This window comes from Streptomyces sp. SL06, assembly GCF_058244745.1.
Genome location: NZ_JBSYOT010000002.1, coordinates 318,166 through 333,326 on the forward strand (window position 1 = coordinate 318,166; position 15,161 = coordinate 333,326).

At 73.3% G+C, this 15,161-nt stretch carries 16 protein-coding genes and 1 pseudogene; 11 read left to right on the plus strand and 6 right to left on the minus strand.

Annotation, left to right across the window (positions count from 1 at the left end):
- Positions 1-121: 121 nt before the first annotated feature.
- Positions 122-508: an anti-sigma factor antagonist gene (locus tag AC4IHM_RS01850; RefSeq protein ID WP_490865318.1), complete on the plus strand. Its 387-nt coding sequence runs from the start codon at positions 122-124 to the stop codon at positions 506-508.
- Here the strand turns inward: AC4IHM_RS01850 and AC4IHM_RS01855 are convergent.
- Positions 474-1,426, minus strand: a pseudogene (locus tag AC4IHM_RS01855) (ribose-phosphate diphosphokinase). The gene AC4IHM_RS01850 and the pseudogene AC4IHM_RS01855 overlap by 35 nt on opposite strands.
- Before the next feature lie 213 nt (positions 1,427-1,639).
- Here AC4IHM_RS01855 and AC4IHM_RS01860 point away from each other — a divergent pair.
- From AC4IHM_RS01860 to AC4IHM_RS01870, 3 genes are all read left to right on the plus strand, one after another.
- Positions 1,640-2,302 (plus strand): DUF4230 domain-containing protein, encoded by a 663-nt coding sequence (locus AC4IHM_RS01860; RefSeq protein ID WP_490865319.1) that lies wholly within the window; start codon positions 1,640-1,642, stop codon positions 2,300-2,302.
- Positions 2,303-2,402: 100 nt separating this feature from the next.
- Positions 2,403-2,948: a VanZ family protein gene (locus AC4IHM_RS01865; RefSeq protein ID WP_490865320.1), complete on the plus strand. Its 546-nt coding sequence runs from the start codon at positions 2,403-2,405 to the stop codon at positions 2,946-2,948.
- Positions 2,949-3,078: 130 nt separating this feature from the next.
- Positions 3,079-4,326 (plus strand): ricin-type beta-trefoil lectin domain protein, encoded by a 1,248-nt coding sequence (locus tag AC4IHM_RS01870; RefSeq protein ID WP_490865321.1) that lies wholly within the window; start codon positions 3,079-3,081, stop codon positions 4,324-4,326.
- A 20-nt stretch (positions 4,327-4,346) separates the two neighbouring features.
- Here the strand turns inward: AC4IHM_RS01870 and AC4IHM_RS01875 are convergent, their stop codons facing one another.
- Positions 4,347-4,583, minus strand: a complete 237-nt coding sequence (locus AC4IHM_RS01875) for a hypothetical protein (protein WP_490865322.1) — start codon at positions 4,581-4,583, stop codon at positions 4,347-4,349.
- Positions 4,584-4,697: 114 nt separating this feature from the next.
- Between AC4IHM_RS01875 and AC4IHM_RS01880 the strand changes: the two genes are divergently transcribed.
- The 3 genes from AC4IHM_RS01880 to AC4IHM_RS01890 all read left to right on the plus strand — a co-directional run bounded on the left by AC4IHM_RS01880 (position 4,698) and on the right by AC4IHM_RS01890 (position 7,366).
- On the plus strand, positions 4,698-5,729 hold the full coding sequence (locus tag AC4IHM_RS01880) for a PHP domain-containing protein (RefSeq protein ID WP_490870735.1): 1,032 nt from the start codon (positions 4,698-4,700) through the stop codon (positions 5,727-5,729).
- Positions 5,730-5,774: 45 nt separating this feature from the next.
- Entirely contained in the window at positions 5,775-6,431 is a 657-nt protein-coding gene (locus tag AC4IHM_RS01885; RefSeq protein ID WP_490865323.1) for an HAD family hydrolase, read from the plus strand.
- A 269-nt stretch (positions 6,432-6,700) separates the two neighbouring features.
- Positions 6,701-7,366, plus strand: a complete 666-nt coding sequence (locus AC4IHM_RS01890; RefSeq protein ID WP_490865324.1) for an aromatic acid exporter family protein — start codon at positions 6,701-6,703, stop codon at positions 7,364-7,366.
- 227 nt (positions 7,367-7,593) lie between these two features.
- Here the strand turns inward: AC4IHM_RS01890 and AC4IHM_RS01895 are convergent, their stop codons facing one another.
- Both AC4IHM_RS01895 and AC4IHM_RS01900 read right to left on the minus strand, forming a co-directional pair.
- Positions 7,594-7,923, minus strand: coding sequence for a hypothetical protein (locus AC4IHM_RS01895; protein ID WP_490865325.1), 330 nt, complete (start codon positions 7,921-7,923; stop codon positions 7,594-7,596).
- Positions 7,924-7,995: 72 nt separating this feature from the next.
- Positions 7,996-9,285 (minus strand): ROK family protein, encoded by a 1,290-nt coding sequence (locus tag AC4IHM_RS01900; RefSeq protein WP_490865326.1) that lies wholly within the window; start codon positions 9,283-9,285, stop codon positions 7,996-7,998.
- Between the two features lie 229 nt (positions 9,286-9,514).
- On the opposite strand from AC4IHM_RS01900, the gene AC4IHM_RS01905 reads away from it, so the two are divergent.
- The 4 genes from AC4IHM_RS01905 to AC4IHM_RS01920 all read left to right on the plus strand — a co-directional run bounded on the left by AC4IHM_RS01905 (position 9,515) and on the right by AC4IHM_RS01920 (position 13,710).
- Complete coding sequence (locus AC4IHM_RS01905) at positions 9,515-10,009, plus strand: FBP domain-containing protein (protein ID WP_490865327.1); 495 nt, start codon at positions 9,515-9,517, stop codon at positions 10,007-10,009.
- Between the two features lie 107 nt (positions 10,010-10,116).
- The gene (locus AC4IHM_RS01910; RefSeq protein WP_490865328.1) at positions 10,117-11,370 is read left to right on the plus strand and encodes an FUSC family protein; all 1,254 of its coding nucleotides are present in this window, start codon (positions 10,117-10,119) and stop codon (positions 11,368-11,370) included.
- A 69-nt stretch (positions 11,371-11,439) separates the two neighbouring features.
- Positions 11,440-12,480 carry a hypothetical protein gene (locus tag AC4IHM_RS01915; RefSeq protein WP_490865329.1) on the plus strand — a complete coding sequence of 347 codons (1,041 nt, stop codon included), beginning with the start codon at positions 11,440-11,442 and terminating at the stop codon, positions 12,478-12,480.
- A 6-nt stretch (positions 12,481-12,486) separates the two neighbouring features.
- Positions 12,487-13,710 carry a lactonase family protein gene (locus AC4IHM_RS01920; RefSeq protein WP_490865330.1) on the plus strand — a complete coding sequence of 408 codons (1,224 nt, stop codon included), beginning with the start codon at positions 12,487-12,489 and terminating at the stop codon, positions 13,708-13,710.
- Here AC4IHM_RS01920 and AC4IHM_RS01925 read toward each other — a convergent pair.
- Positions 13,678-14,403 carry a DUF2470 domain-containing protein gene (locus AC4IHM_RS01925; protein ID WP_490865331.1) on the minus strand — a complete coding sequence of 242 codons (726 nt, stop codon included), beginning with the start codon at positions 14,401-14,403 and terminating at the stop codon, positions 13,678-13,680. The two genes, AC4IHM_RS01920 and AC4IHM_RS01925, sit on opposite strands and share 33 nt — an antisense overlap.
- Before the next feature lie 98 nt (positions 14,404-14,501).
- Positions 14,502-15,113: a TetR/AcrR family transcriptional regulator gene (locus AC4IHM_RS01930; RefSeq protein WP_490865332.1), complete on the minus strand. Its 612-nt coding sequence runs from the start codon at positions 15,111-15,113 to the stop codon at positions 14,502-14,504.
- Positions 15,114-15,161 lie beyond the last annotated feature (48 nt).

Below are 15,161 nucleotides of genomic sequence, written 5' to 3' on the forward strand. Positions count from 1 at the left end.
AGATTCGCCGACATATGTCAATCGAACATGCTCAAACTCGTTCGATCGGGGTAACTTCTCGGTCTGAGTGGGTAGTTGAGCCACCGGAAGCAGGCCGGAACAGGCTGGAGGCAAGGTCGTCGTGCGGCAGGAACCCACGTCGCCCACCCGGTATCTGCGCGTGCGCCGCGACCGGGGGCACACGGTGCTGGAGTTCCGGGGCGAGATCGACATCGCGTCGGCCACGGAGATCGCCCCGTATCTGGACCGGGAGACCGCACGTCCCGGCGCCCTGATCGTGCTGGACCTCGCCGGGATCGAGTTCTTCGACTGCTCGGGACTGCGGCTGCTGTACCGAGCCCGCCGTCAGGTCCTCGCCCGGGGCGGGCAGGTGCACCTGGTGTGCGCCCATCCGCTGACCCTGCGCATGCTGCGGATCACCGGCCTGGCCCGGCTGCTGCCGCCCCGGGCGACCCTGGAGGAGGTGCTCGGCGTCACTCCTCCGGCCGGGCGTCGAACAGGGCACTGACCGACTCACCGTTGTGGATGCGGCGCACGGCCTCGGCGAGCGCCGGGGCGATGGACAGGATCCGCAGCTTCTCCGTGTGGTCGCCGGCCGGCACCGGCACGGTGTTGGTGCACACGATCTCCAGCACGTCCGGCTGCTCGCTGAGCCTGCCCAGCGCACCGGCCGCGAACAGCCCGTGCGTACAGGCGAGGCGGATGGTGCGCGGCTGCGCCTCCCGCAGCCGGCCCAGGAGTTCCAGCACCGTACTGCCCTTGGCGATCTCGTCGTCGAGCACGATGACGTCCCGCCCGGCGACATCCCCGATCACGGCGTTGATGCTGACCCGGTCGTCCGCGTAGCGCTGCTTGGCGCCCGCCGCGACCTGGGCGCCCAGCATCCGGGCGAAGGCGGCGGCCTCCTTGGCGTTGCCGAGGTCGGGCGAGACGACGGTGGTGCGCGACAGGTCGTACTGCCGGAAGTGCGCGGCCAGCTCGCGCAGCGCGTGCAGATGGTCGACCGGGACCGAGAAGAAGCCGTGCACCTGGGGCGAGTGCAGGGTCATCGCCAGCACCCGGCTCGCGCCCGCCGCCACCAGCAGGTCGGCGACCAGCCGCCCGCCCAGCGAGATGCGCGGCGCGTCCTTCTTGTCGGAGCGGGCGTAGGAGTAGTGCGGCATGACGACGGTGATGCGGCCGGCCGACGCCCCGCGGGCCGCGTCGCACATCAGCAGCAGCTCGACGAGATGCTCCTGCACCGGCTTCACCAGCGGCTGGACCAGGAAACGTCCCGCTCCCGGCAGTTCGCCCGCAGCTGCACCTCCAGGCAGTCGTTGGCGAACCGGCTGACCCGGGTGGGGCTGAGGGGCACGCCCAGATGCGCGCACACCTCCTCGGCCAGCTCGGGATGGGCACTACCGCTGAACACGGCGATGTCTCGCACGGACCGCTCCTCGCGTGATCCTTTCCGGCCGGAATCCTCGGGCCGGAACCCTCACCCTACGGAAGGCCCGGACACGACGGCCGCCCGCCGAGGCCGCCGCGCTGAAACCCCGCGCGCCCCCTTCGTGCCCCCGTCCCCCGCCCCGTCCGCCAACTGCTCGGTCTGGCGCGGGAGATGGCGGGCATCCGGAGAGTAGGAAGGAGGGCCGTCGCCATGACGACTCCCATCAGGAACCTGCCCAGGCGCATGCCAGGCTGGGCGAAGGTGCTGAGCGCGATCGTGCTGGTGCTCGTCGTGCTGTTCGCGGGGCTCCGGCTGAGCGTCCTGCCGGGCCTGAAGGACCTGTTCGGCACCGAGACCCAGGACCGCTCGGGCCCGGCCCTGCTGAAGTCCATCCAGGACCTCAGCCGGTTCGAGGCCGCGTCCGGCAACTTCCAGGTCGTCGTGGACCTGGAGAAGGACACCAAGTTCCTGCCCGACGCGATCCGCGGCACCCGCACCCTGTACGTCGGGGCGGGCACCGTGAGCGCGTACGTCGACCTCGGGAAGGTGGGCGAGGGCGATGTGCGGGTCGACGACGACCGCACGTCGGCCACGCTGCGGCTGCCGCACGCGGCGCTCGGCAGGCCGGCCCTCGACCCCGAGCGTTCCTACGCCGTGTCCAAGCAGCGCGGTCTCCTCGACCGTCTCGGCGACCTGTTCTCGGACAACCCGAACGGCGAGCAGGCCGTGCAGAAGCTCGCGGCCCGGCACATCGGCGACGCGGCGAAGGACAGCGAGCTGAAGGAGCGAGCCGAGACCAACACCACGGCGATGCTCCAGGGTCTGCTGCACTCCCTCGGCTTCGACCGGGTGAAGGTGAGCTACGGGACCTGAGCGTCCGGGCGGCGGCCGATCCCACGGCCCCGCCCGGCATCCTCGGCGGTTGCGCGGGTAACCGCCCGGCACGTGGGGAAGTCGACGACTGGAGGACCGAATGGCTCGTACCGCCTCATCGGGGCCGCGCTCCCCACTGCCGCGCCCCCGCGCCGCCAAGACGGAGGAGACCGACCCGCCCCGACGGAGCCCGCTCGCCCTGCTGCTGCGCCTGCTGGCGGTATTGTGCGCCTTCGTCTTCATGGTGGCCTTCGCGGTGGTGCTGGCGCAGCTGACCCTGCACCCCTCCCCCGCGTCGGAGGCGCTCACCCACACCAACATGCATCCCGGCCGCTCGCTCAGGGCCTATCTGGACCAGCCCGCGCTGCGCGACGCCGTCAAGCAGATCGGCGGGAACATCCTGCTGGGGGTGCCGTTCGGCGTACTGGTCCCGATCGTCGCCCCGCGCACCCGCGGGATGCTGCGGGTGCTGCTGCTGACGGCCGTCGTGATGCTGCTGGTGGAGTCGGCGCAGGGCCTCCTGATCACCGGGCGGGCCTTCGACATCGACGACGTGATCCTCAACAGCACGGGCGCGCTGCTCGGTTACCTGCTCCTGGGCCGGCGGCTGAGCCGCGCGGTGCACGCGCGCAAGGCACGTACCTGAGTGAGGGGCACTGGTCCGTACCAAAGTATTGACCCGCCCTTATCTCACTACTTGAATAAAGAGGCGACACCCCCCACCCATCTCTCGGTCGGCGCTCCCTTCCCCGGAGCGCCGTACGGAAGGGAGAGCCGTGGCCCGCCCACGCCTGCTCCGCAGATGTCTCCTCGCCGCCGCCCTGTCCGCCGCACTGGCCGCCTCCCTCGTGACCGGCACCGCTCAGGCCGGTCCGGAAAGGTCCACGACCGCCGGCGCCTCGGCCGCCGCCGTGGCCTTCTCCGACACCTTCGACGGCCCGGCCGGCGCGGCCGTCGACTCCTCGAAGTGGCAGATCGAAACCGGCGACAACGTCAACAACCACGAACGGCAGTACTACACCGCCGGGAACCGGAACGCGGCCCTGGACGGCCAGGGCCACCTGGTCATCACGGCCCGCAGGGAGAACCCGGCCAACTACCAGTGCTGGTACGGCACCTGCCAGTACACGTCCGCCCGGCTCAACACCTCCGGGAAGTTCACGGCGCAGTACGGACACGTCGAGGCCCGGATGAAGGTGCCGCGCGGGCAGGGCATGTGGCCGGCCTTCTGGATGCTCGGCACCCCGGTGAACTGGCCGGACTCCGGCGAGATCGACATCATGGAGAACGTCGGCTTCGAGCCCTCCACCGTGCACGGCACCCTCCACGGACCCGGCTACTCCGGCGAGGGCGGCATCGGCGCCGGCTACAGCCTGCCCGGCGGCCAGGCCTTCGCGGACGACTTCCACACCTTCGCCGTCGACTGGGCCCCCGACTCGGTCACCTGGTCGGTGGACGGCAACGTCTACCAGCGGCGCACCCCGGCCGACCTGGGCGGGCGGCAGTGGGTGTTCAACAGGCCGTACTTCATCATCCTGAACCTGGCGGTCGGCGGCTACTGGCCCGGCGACCCGGACGGCTCCACCGCCTTCCCGCAGACGCTGGTGGTGGACCACGTGTCGGTCACGACCGGTGACTCGCCGGCCGACGGCGCGATCCGGGGCCTGGCCGGCAAGTGCGTGGACGTCGCCGCGGCGGACTCCGCCAACGGCACCCCCGTACAGCTCTACGACTGCAACGGCACCTCGGCCCAGCAGTGGACGGTGGGCTCCGACGGCACGATCCGGGCGCTCGGCAAGTGCCTGGACGTCAACGCCGGCGGCACGGCGGACGGCACCGTCGTCCAACTGTGGGACTGCAACGGCAGCGCGGCCCAGCGGTGGGTCGTCACCGCGGCGCGCGACATCGTCAACCCACAGGCCGACAAGTGCCTCGACGCGGCCGGCAACAACCCGGCCAACGGCACCCGGCTGCAGATCTGGACCTGCACGGGCGGCGCCAACCAGAAATGGACGGTCGGCTGAGGCACGCGTGATCAATACACCTAGGGCATCGCCCAGGTGAACTTGTCCCCGCCCTCCCAGCAGACCACGTCCGGGTCGTCCAGGTCGTGGACCGCGATGCCGTGGGCCGCGGCGGCCTCCAGTACGTCGGTGACGCTCCTGGCCTCACCGACGTACTGGCCGTCGATCTCCACGATCCGGAACGGGGGCGTGCCCGGCTCCACCGGGCGCACCAGGATCCGCGGTCTGCCGATGTGCGGGCTGTCGATTTCGGTCATGCATAGAGCGTAGGCCGCGACCCGGTACCCGGCCGCCTCGCCGGTGGCGCCGCTCGGCCCGTGGTGCGGACCCGACACCGCTGGGCAACCCTGGAGGTGCCGGAGGTGGTGGCGATGGATCCCGTCGACGCGCTGGAGCGGATCGCGTTCCTGCTGGAGCGGTCGCGGGCGCCCACGTACCGGGTCCGCGCCTTTCGCACCGCGGCCCGGGTGCTCGGTGGGCTGCCGGCCGCCGAGCTGCGCGAGCGGGCCGGCTCGCTGGAGTCGCTCAAGGGCGTCGGACCGAAGACCGCGCAGGTGGCGCGCGAGGCGCTGGCCGGGCGGCTGCCCGGCTATCTGGAGCGGCTGGAGGGCGAGGCGGACACCCCGCTCGCCCGGGGCGGCGAGCACCTGCGGGAGCTGCTGCGCGGGGACTGCCATCTGCACTCCGACTGGTCGGACGGCGGCAGCCCGATCGAGGAGATGGGCCGGACCGCGGCCGCGCTCGGGCACGAGTGGGCGGCGCTGACCGACCACTCGCCGCGGCTGACGGTGGCGCGCGGTCTGTCCCCCGAACGGCTGCGCGAGCAGTTGGACGTGGTGGCCGCGCTCAACGAGACCTGGGCGCCCTTTCGGCTGCTGACCGGCATCGAGTGCGACATCCTCGACGACGGCTCGCTGGACCAGGAGCCCGAACTGCTGGGGCGGCTCGATGTCGTGGTGGTCTCGGTGCACTCCAAGCTGCGGATGGACGCCCGCGCGATGACGCGCCGCATGGTGCGGGCCGTACGGGATCCCCACGCGGACGTTCTCGGGCACTGCACCGGGCGGTTGCTGACCGGGCGGGGGCGGCCGGAGTCGGAGTTCGACGCGGACGAGGTGTTCGCCGCCTGCGCGGAGTCCGGCACGGCCGTGGAGATCAACAGCCGCCCGGAGCGGCTCGACCCACCGCTCCGGCTGCTGCGCCGGGCGGTGGCCGCGGGCGTGCTGTTCTCCGTCGACACCGACGCGCACGCGCCCGGTCAGCTCGACTGGCAGATCCACGGGTGCGCGCGGGCCGAGGAGTGCGGGGTGCCGGCGGAGCGGGTGGTCACCACCTGGACCGTGGAGGAGCTGCTGGCCTGGACCCGGCGGGGGCGGACACCGTCCGGAGTGACGGGCGGCTGACGTGGTACCCGCCGGGCGAGCCAGGGACCGGGAAGGGAAGGGTGCATGGAACGGGCAGCCGTGTTCGACGTCGACGGAACCCTCGTCGACACCAATCACCTGCATGTGACGACCTGGTGGGAGGCGTTCCGGCAGGCGGGTCACCGGGTGTCGATGCACGCCGTCCACCGGGCCGTCGGCCTCGCCTCGACGGATCTGATCGGGCATCTGCTGGGCGAGGACCGGGACCGCGACCGGGACGCGGAGCTGAGCGCCGCCCACAAGGCGCTGTACGGACAGTACTTCGACCGGCTGCCGGCCCTGCCGGACGCCGGGGAGCTGCTGCGCCGGCTGGCCGGCGACGGCTGGCAGGTGGTCCTCGCCACCTCGGCGGGCGGCCCGGAACTGGGCGCGCTGCGGCGGGCGATCGACGCGGACGACGTGATCGCCGCCACCGCGAGCGCCGACGACGCCGACGCGGGCAAGCCCGCGCCCGATCCGGTCGAACACGCCCTGGAGCTGGTCGGGGTGCCGCCCGAGCGGGCCGTCCTCGTCGGCGACACCGTCTGGGACATGCGGGCGGGCAGCCGGGCCGGGGTGCGGTGCGTGGGTGTGCTGTGCGGCGGGCTGCCCCGCGCCGACCTGGAGGAGGCGGGCGCGGACGCGGTCTACGCCGGCCCGGCCGAGCTGCTGGCGTCCCTGGAGCGGAGCCCGTTCGCATGAGCCACCGCGTCGAGGCCCGTCGCGGGCCGCGCCGTCCGGCCGCGCGGACACCCGGCAGCGCATGAGGACTGTGGCGCGTACGGCCCGGGAGGCGCTCCGGGGACGCCGGCCGCCGGCGGCGGCGTGGTGGGAGGCATGTGCCGCCGGGCGAAGCGTGCGGGCCGCCCGGCGCGGGCCCGGACGGGAGCGCGATCTCGTCGTCCAGTCGCTGAAGGCGGCGGGCGCCCTGGGTCGCGCTCGTCCTCGTCCAGGCCACCGTCTGCAGCTCGGTGCGGCAGGCCCGGCAGTTGTGCGCGGCGGTCTGTGCCGGGGCCCTGGTGGCGTCGGCGGCGCAGGCGGTCACGGAGGACACCACGGTGCTGATGCCGATGGCGAACTGGTCCCGCTCCGGCCGGCAGGGCATCTGCGCGGCGACCACCGCGGTGTCCGTGCCGGCCTGCGGCACGGCGGTCTCGGTCCACGCGGTCGGGCACCGGGTGGGGCAGGCGGCGCTCGGCGCGCGCGTCGGGGTCGCGGTGAACGCCTTCGTGCTGCCGCCCATCCATCTGCGGGACGTACCCGAGAACCTCGCGGCACTGGCCGGGGAGGCGGACGACCTGCTGCGCTCGGTCGCCTCGGACCTGCGGGAGACCGAGTGGGACGCGCAGAGCGCGGCCGGCTGGTCGAGCGACGCCGCGCGGCTCCAGCGGCGGCTGGACGCGCTGTACGCCGCCCGGTCCTGGAGCCGGGAGAGCCCGCGTCCGGCCTCCGCGCCGCTGCGCGGGCCGCCCCGCCGGTGGAGGAGCACCGGCGGTGGACTCGCGTCGCGGGGGAACAGCACGGCACCGACCCGCACGCGCCCGAAGCAGCAGTGTGCGGGTCGGTGCCGTGCGCGTAGCCCCCTGCCCGGTGTGCTCAAGCCACGAGGCAGTGACTCAGATCACCGCAAACCATGACAGAGGGCGGAACACCGGCGGGCCCTCCTCCGTTGAACAGGGCGTGGGTACGGATGGGACAGTGTCCCCGGGCCTCACCTATTGCCCACAGGGACGATCGTTCGGCTGAAGCCCTGTGGAGCCTTTCGCCGAGAGGCGACCGCCATCCGTATCCACCCTTTGAGCCGCCCCGGCCGTGATTCCCCCGTCACGGTCGGGGCTTCCCTCTGTGCGCGCCCGCGCCGGGTTCAGCCGGAGGACTCGTGGGGCACGGGGTGTTCGGGGTGCACGGTGCCGGAGTGCGCCGCGCCCTGCCGGCCGGTGCCCGCCTCGTCGGTGTCGGGGACATCGGTGGCCGGCTCGTCGGTGTTCTCGGGGTTCTCGGGGTTCTCGGCGGTGCCGTCGTCCCCGTCGTCCCCGTGTGCGTCGCTCTCGCTGCCCTGCCGGTGTTCGCGCTGCTCGCGCGTGGGCACGGCGGCCTCCCAGGGGTCGTCGTCGATACCGGCCTGCTGGTCGGGCATGTCGCGCGGGACGGGGCTGCCGTTCTCCCCCGGTCCCTCGTGGCGGTGATCGGTCACGGCGCGCTCCTTCCCGCGGTCCTCATGGTCGTCCGAGCCGCATCGGGTACCTCCGGGGCGACCTGCGAAACCTCAGTGCGGGGCCCGTTCCTGGAGCGCCGTGCGCCAGGCGGGGACCGGGTACTCGGCGGCCGGCTCGGGGCGCCGGCCGCCGCGTGCGAAGAAGTCGGCCAGCGGCAGGATCGCGGCGCCGACGGTGACCGCGTCCGGGCCGAGCCGCCCCAGGTCGACGCTGACCTTCTGGGCGGGGTGGCGCAGCGCGTACGACACGGCGTGGCGGCGTACGGCGGGCAGGAAGCGGGTGCCGAGCTGGAGGCCGGCCCAGCCGCCGATGAGGATGCGCTCGGGCTGGAAGAGGTTGATCAGGTCGGACAGACCGGCGCCCAGGTACTCGGCGGTCTCCTCCAGAACGGCGAGCGCGACCGGGTCGGGCGCCCCGCCGTCGGGCGGATAGGCGGCCGCGAGCATCGTGGTCAGGGCGGTCTCCTCGTCGGTGCCCTCGGGCACCCCTCCGCCCTCCTCCCGCCAGCGGGCCAGCAGCGACTCGGCGCCCGCGTAGGCCTCCAGGCAGCCGAGCGCCCCGCAGCGGCAGCGGCGCCCCCGGACCCGGACCGTCAGGTGCCCCCATTCGACGGCCCGGCCCTGCTCGGCCTCGGCGGTGACGAGGCTGGCGCCGACGCCGGAGCCGAAGAGGACCACGACCGCGTTGTGGGCGCCGCGTCCGGCGCCGAACCACATCTCGGCCTGGCCGAGGGTCTTGGCACCGTTGTCTATGAAGTAGGGGACGGATTCGGGCAGCGGGGAGCCGGCGCGCAGCAGCGCCTCCAGCGGGACCGCGGACCAGCCGATGGTCTGGCCGTGCACGACGGCGCCCCGGTCCGGGGTGTGCTCGACGATGCCGGGGACGCCGATCCCGACGCCGAGCAGGCGCTCGGGCGCAAGTCCGGCCGCGGCCAGGACCTCGGCGACGCCGTCGCGGATGTGGCCGACGATGACCTCGACGTCGTACCGCTGCTGGGTCAGCGGGCGTTCGGCGCGGGCGAGTTCGGTGAGCGTCAGGTCGAACAGCTCGACGCGCACCCGGGTCTCGCCGACGTCCACGCCGATCATGTGGCCGCTGGTGGGGGCCACGCGCAGCAGGGTGCGCGGCCGGCCGCCGTCGGAGTCGACGCTGCCCGCCTCCTCCACCAGGCCGTCGGCGACCAGGTCGGCGACGACATTGCTGACGGAGCCGGAGCTGAGCCCGGTCGCGGGGCCCAGTTCGAAGCGGCTGAGGGGGCCGTCGAAGTAGAGCCGTTGCAGCACGGCCGTACGGTTGGCCCTTCTGAGGTCGCGCACCGTGCGCCCGTTCCGCACCGTCATGTGGCTCCTCCCGTGCCGTGCCCGGTCTGCAACATACCTCTGCCGTACTGGTGCACGCGACTTCCCTCTCCCCTTAATTCATGTTATGAACTCGCGCTCGCGGAAATTCGCTGGTCCCGTTCCTTGTTGGCTATCTACGCTAGGCGAAAACCTAGAGCCTCTAGGTTCTGCTCCTGGTTCCGTGCAGCGGGCAGAAGAAGACACAAGTAGGCAGGGGAAGGGGACTCCCATGAGAGCACTCACCGAGCAGGACATCCGCGGCTCCTTCGTCAACTGCTCGAAGGGCGAGGCCAAGCGCCTGGCGGTCCCCCGCGACCTCGGCGAACGCCCGTGGGGCGATCTCGACTTCCTGGGCTGGCGGGATCCCGGGGCACCCGACCGCAGCTATCTGGTCACCGGCCACGAGCAACGCCCCACCGGCGTGGCCCTGCGCTTCCAGCCGGCCCGGAGCGGCTACTTCCAGCGCAGCATGTGCGCCCTGTGCCTGACCACCCACCCGCGCGGCGGCGTGTCCCTGATGACGGCGCGCAAGGCGGGCGCGGCCGGCCGCGAGGGCAATTCGGTCGGCCTGTACATGTGCACCGACCTCGCCTGTTCCCTGTATCTGCGGGGCAAGAAGGTCTCGGAGAGCGGCGCCCGCTTCGAGGAGAGCCTGACCCTGGAGGAACAGGTCGCCCGGACCCTGGGCAATCTGTCCGCCTTCCTCGCCAAGGTCACCGCCTGACCCGTCCGGCGGCGCGCGGCGCGTGGGAGGCGGCCTGGTCGCCCGTGTCCGGTTACCGTCCTGTCCGGACACGTTCGACGCCCCTGGGAAGGGGAACAGGCCCGAGGATGCAAGATCTACGCGAGAGGGCGGCGGTCGCCCTGCGAGGGATGAAGTGGCTTCGCGACCCCATGGTCGTGCAGGCGCTGCGTTCGGCCGCCGCGGCGTCGATCGCCTACGTGATCGCGGTGCGGCTCAGTCCGGACAACGCCCCGCCGCTCACCGCGCCGCTCACCGCGCTCCTGGTCGTCCAGGTGACTCTGTACGCCACGCTCAAGATGAGCTTCCGCCGGGTGAACGCCGTGGTGGCGGGTGTGCTGGTCGCGATCGCGTTCAGCCAGTTGGTGGGGCTGAGCTGGTGGAGCCTGGCCCTGGTGATCGTGGCGGCGCTCGGCGTCGGGCACCTGGTGCGGGCGCACGAGTTCGTGGCCGAGGTGGCGATCAGCGCGATGCTGGTGCTCGGCGTGACCTCGCACGGGACCCTGGCGTGGGCCCGGGTGGTGGAGACGCTCATCGGCGCGGTCGTCGGGCTGTCCTTCAACCTGGTCCTCGCCCCTCCGGTGTGGGTGGAGCAGGCGGGCGAGTCGATCGAGGAGCTGGCCCGCCGGGTGCGGCAGCTGATGCTGCGCCTCGGCGAGGAGGCCGCCCGCAGCACGCCGTTCCACGAGGCGGCGGCCCGGCTGCACGAGGCCCGCCGGCTCGACCACGACATCGCCGAGGTGGACGAGGACCTCCGGCAGGCCGAGGACAGCCTGCGGCTCAATCCCCGGGTGCGCGAGGGGCTGCTGCACCGGGTGGTGCTGCGGACCGGTCTGGACACCCTGGAGATCTGCACGGTGGTGCTGCGGGTGCTCGCGCGGACCTTCACCGACCTCGCGAAGGAGCGTGAGCCGCAGCCGCTGTTCCCGCCGGAGACGGGCGCCGCCATCCAGCAGTTGCTGTCCGAGATCGCCGACGCCGTGGTGAGCTTCTCGGTGCTGGTCACCACCAGCGTCAGCGAGAACGCCGAGTCCGCGGAGGAGCGCCTCACCAACGAGCTGCGGCAGGCCGCGGTCACCCGGGACAGGCTGGCCGGGCTGCTCCTCGGCGAGGTGCGCCGCGATCCCCGGCAGTGGCAGTTGCAGGGCGCGGTGCTGACCGAGGTCAACCGCATCATCGACGAGATGAACACCGAGCACCGCTCGCGACGGCTCCTGGAGGAGCTGGACCACCACACCCGCGAGCAGCGCGAGCGCAGGCCCCGGCTGACCTCGCTGCGGGACCGGGCACGGGCCCTGCGCCCGCGGTGGAACCGAATCGCCGCCGGGCGGCGTTCCAAGTGAGAGACCCCGGCGGCCTCGGGGGCACGGAGGATCCCGCCACGGACAGAGCCAGGAAGAGGGGGCGTACGGATGACGGACACCAGCGTGCGGATCGACGGGAACAGGCTGCTGCTGCCGGGCGGCGCGGCGGTGGGCTTCGTCCGCACCCTGCGGCTGCCCGAGACGGGCACCCATCCGCTGCCGCCGGGGCTCGGCGGGTTCCCGGTCCGCCGGGTCGCCGACTACGCGGACACCGTGCCCGAGGCGTGGCGGGCGCGCGGCGGTGTGATGCTGCCGGTGTACCTGCGGGAGGCGATGTGGCTGAGTTTCGCCGGTACGAAGGAGCCCGCCGCGCTCCAGGTGGGCGTGGGCAAGGTGTGCGCGGTGTCGGGCGAGCCCTGGAGCGACCGGCTGTCCCGTGATCCGCAGAACTACGTGGTGCTCCCCCGCCAGCCCTGGCTGGACGGCATCAACTCCGGGACCGGCACGGTCCGCCAGTTCGTGGCGGTGCCGCTCGGCATGGGCGCGACCGTCGAGGGCCAGGTCACCGGCGAGGAGGTGTGGGGCGGTGTCCAGTTGCAGGCCTTCCCGCTCAACGACACGGAGCTGACCCGCTGGCGGGAGGAGGAGCGGCGCCGGATCGAACGGGCGCGCGGGGCGGCCCGCACGGGCGGCGCCCTCGGTGCCCCGATGCCGTTGACCGCGTCGGGCGCGGCGCCCTCCTGCAGTTCGGCCCGGACCCGGTCCTCGCCGGCCATGGGGCTCGGTGTCGGGGGGTCGATGCGCCAGGAGGTGTACCGCGACGAACGGGCCCTGAAGGACTGGGCGGAGCGGCCGGCGGGCCGGGTCTTCGTGCATCTGGTGACGCCTCCGGAGTGGCGGCGCATCACCGGCGAGGCACCGCCGCCGTCCCCCGTGGACCGGGCCGCCTACACACGGGCCGGTCTGCCCTGGTACGACTACTACGACCAGGACGCCCACGACCTCGCGCCCACCGATCCGCTCCAGGGCGTCAGGCCGGTCGGGGACTGGGTCGGGGACGACCACGAGCCGTGGCAGTCGCCCGCGCAGCAGCAGGTGAGGCCGCTGAAGGACGCACCGGGCAAGCCGGTGCAGGACGGGGACTGGTAGGGGAGCGTGGGCGTGCGCGGTGAGGGCTGGAGCAGGCGGCGGTTCGTCGGCGTGCTCGCGCGGACGGCCGGCGCGGCGGCGGTGCTCCCCGCGGCGGCGGCGTGCGGCGGCTCCTCCGGGCCGGGACCGTCTCCTTCACCGGCGACGCCCACGGGTCCCGGGGCGAGCGCCGGGGCGTCGGGCGGGCAGCACGCCGGGTCCGGCCCGCGCCCGCTCCACCTCGGCACCTACACCTCGGCCGAGGGAGGTGGCACGGGCATCGCCCTCGCCGAGTACGACCCGGGCACGGGCGCGGTCACCGGCCGGGACACCCTCACCGGTGTGGCCGACCCCTCGTATCTGGCGGTGCATCCCGACGGGCGCACGCTGTACGCGGTCAACGAGCGCGAGGAGGGGGCGGTGACCGCCGTCCGGCTGTCCGACCGCGCGGTCCTGGGCAGCCGGTCCACCGGGGGCGCGGCGCCCTGCCATCTGTCGGTGCACCCGGGCGGGCGGTGGCTGCTGAGCGCCAACTACGGTTCGGGCAGCGTCGCCGTGCACCCGATCGACGCCTCGGGCGCGCTCGGGGAGCGCACCGACCTGGTCACGCACTCCGCTCCCCCGCCCGGTCCCGGGCAGCAGGGCCCGCACGCCCATCAGATCGTCACGAGTCCCGACGGGGGCCACGTCCTCGCCGTGGACCTGGGCACGGACACCGTCCACAGCTACCGTCTCGACGAGGGGTCGGGCACGCTCGCCGAGGTCGCGCGGGCGCGGACCCGGGCGGGCGCAGGGCCCCGCCACCTCACCTTCCATCCGGGCGGACGCCACGCCTATCTCGCCAACGAGGTCGACAACACGGTCGCCGTCTGCGGCTACGACCCGGACAGCGGACGGCTGAGCGTCGGCGAGGCGCAGTCCACGGGCACGGGGTCCGGCACCAACTTCCCGGCGCAGATCCTGGTGACCTCCGACGGCGCGTACGCCTTCCTCGCCAACCGGGGGCACAACAGCCTCACCCGTTACGCGGTGGAGGCGGACGGCGCCCGGCTCCGGCTGCTCGGCACGGTGCCGGTGGACGGCGACTTCCCGCGGCAGATCGCCTTCTCCCCGGACGGCGCGCTGCTCTTCGCGGCGAACCAGCGGTCCGGGACCGTCAGCGTGTTCCACGTGGCCCGGGAGAGCGGTGAACTGCGCCCGGCGGGGCGGCCGTTCGCCTCACCCGTCGCCGTCTGTGCGCTGCCGCTGTAGGGGCCGGGGGCAGGGCACGGCGCTGGCCTGCGTCAGCAGCACATGCACCCGGTCGGTCAACTGCCCGACGTTGTCGGCGGGCGCGTGGAAGGGCAGTCGTACGTCGCCGTGGGCGCGGAGGCGTTCGATGCGCAGCGTCAGTCCGTGCCGGTCGACGGCGAGCGGCCGCACCCGGACCGCGCCGTGCAGGCTGTCGGCCTCGACGAGCCGGGTCAGCCGCTCCACGGCGTCGCCGTGGCAGTCGGCGAGATGGGTCAGCAGCCGGGCCTCGGCCAGGGCCAGCGGGTCGGGTTCGGCGGCGGTGAACTCGTCGAGGTCGACCACGATCGCGCGGGAGGGCCGGTGCAGCACCACGCGGGTGGGCCGGAACGCCAAGTGCCCGTCCTCCACGGCGAACCAGCCGGCCAGCCAGACCCGGGCCCTGATCCGGCCCCGCACCGGGACGGGTGCCACGTCGGCGAACTCCAGCACGGCGGAGGGCTCTCCGCGAGGTGCGCAGATCGCCGCCGCGAGCAGGGCGCTGTCCTCGGGCACGTGCAGGAGCACCCGGCCGTCGTCGGTCACGCTGTGCGCGCCGACGAACTCCTCGCGTCCGCCCTCCGCGGTCACCGCGCAGGACCATGCGGCGGCGAGTACGGAGCGGGCCTGCTCCGCCGCGGCAGGCGCGGCCGCCCAGGTGTGGCTGTCACCCATCCCCAACCTCCGTCGTCGATTCATTAGGTAAGGCTCACCTAACCTATAGGACATCGGGGTGCGCGCCAACCAGGACGCGTGATCTCCTCGGGACTTTTTCAGTGCGCCGCGATGGCGCCCAGCAGTGCCCGCGCGCACAGGTCGCGCACCTCTTCGCGGGCGGGCTCCGGATCCCGCAGCCACTCCAGGCAGACCGCGGTGGTGAACGCCAGCCAGCCGCGCACCGCCAGCCGCACGCCGGCGCGCTCCTCGAAGGCCGGGCCGAACTCCGGGTCGGCGGTCAGGGCGGCGAGGATCTGCCGCTCCTGCGCGGCGAGCGCCCGCCGGTAGACCCGGCGCACCGCCTGGTCCCCGGTGGCGTCGGCGCGATGGAAGGCGCGGTAGCCGTGCGTGTGGGCTTGGACGTACTCCAGGTACGCGTCGAGCCCCGCGGCGAGCTGCTCCCGGACCGGGACGCCGGGCACGGCCGCCGTCATCCGCAGCATGCGCTCGCTCTCGCGCTCGACGACCGCCGCGAAGAAGTCCCGCTTGGTCGGGAAGTAGTGGTACAGCAGCCCGCGGGAGACACCGGCGATCTCGGCGACCTGCTCGATCCACACGTCGTCGTAGGGGCTCTCCGAGAACAACCGGGCCCCCACCGAAAGCAGTTGCTCCCTGCGCGCTTCGCTGCTGAGCCGGCGGCGCGTGCGCTCGCCCTGGTTCGCGGCCATGCCCGCACCTTACTTGACGCCGGTTCAACAACGGGACGACACTGGGCC

What these genes read in the sequence shown, in the direction of transcription:
- AC4IHM_RS01930 (WP_490865332.1), bottom strand. Translation starts at nt 15,113, where the DNA reads ATGGCCGCGAACCAGGGCGAGCGCACGCGCCGCCGGCTCAGCAGCGAA.
- AC4IHM_RS01915 (WP_490865329.1), top strand. Translation starts at nt 11,440, where the DNA reads ATGACGGACACCAGCGTGCGGATCGACGGGAACAGGCTGCTGCTGCCG.
- AC4IHM_RS01925 (WP_490865331.1), bottom strand. Translation starts at nt 14,403, where the DNA reads ATGGGTGACAGCCACACCTGGGCGGCCGCGCCTGCCGCGGCGGAGCAG.
- AC4IHM_RS01875 (WP_490865322.1), bottom strand. Translation starts at nt 4,583, where the DNA reads ATGACCGAAATCGACAGCCCGCACATCGGCAGACCGCGGATCCTGGTG.
- AC4IHM_RS01905 (WP_490865327.1), top strand. Translation starts at nt 9,515, where the DNA reads ATGAGAGCACTCACCGAGCAGGACATCCGCGGCTCCTTCGTCAACTGC.
- AC4IHM_RS01910 (WP_490865328.1), top strand. Translation starts at nt 10,117, where the DNA reads ATGCAAGATCTACGCGAGAGGGCGGCGGTCGCCCTGCGAGGGATGAAG.
- AC4IHM_RS01860 (WP_490865319.1), top strand. Translation starts at nt 1,640, where the DNA reads ATGACGACTCCCATCAGGAACCTGCCCAGGCGCATGCCAGGCTGGGCG.
- AC4IHM_RS01885 (WP_490865323.1), top strand. Translation starts at nt 5,775, where the DNA reads ATGGAACGGGCAGCCGTGTTCGACGTCGACGGAACCCTCGTCGACACC.
- AC4IHM_RS01865 (WP_490865320.1), top strand. Translation starts at nt 2,403, where the DNA reads ATGGCTCGTACCGCCTCATCGGGGCCGCGCTCCCCACTGCCGCGCCCC.
- AC4IHM_RS01900 (WP_490865326.1), bottom strand. Translation starts at nt 9,285, where the DNA reads ATGACGGTGCGGAACGGGCGCACGGTGCGCGACCTCAGAAGGGCCAAC.
- AC4IHM_RS01880 (WP_490870735.1), top strand. Translation starts at nt 4,698, where the DNA reads ATGGATCCCGTCGACGCGCTGGAGCGGATCGCGTTCCTGCTGGAGCGG.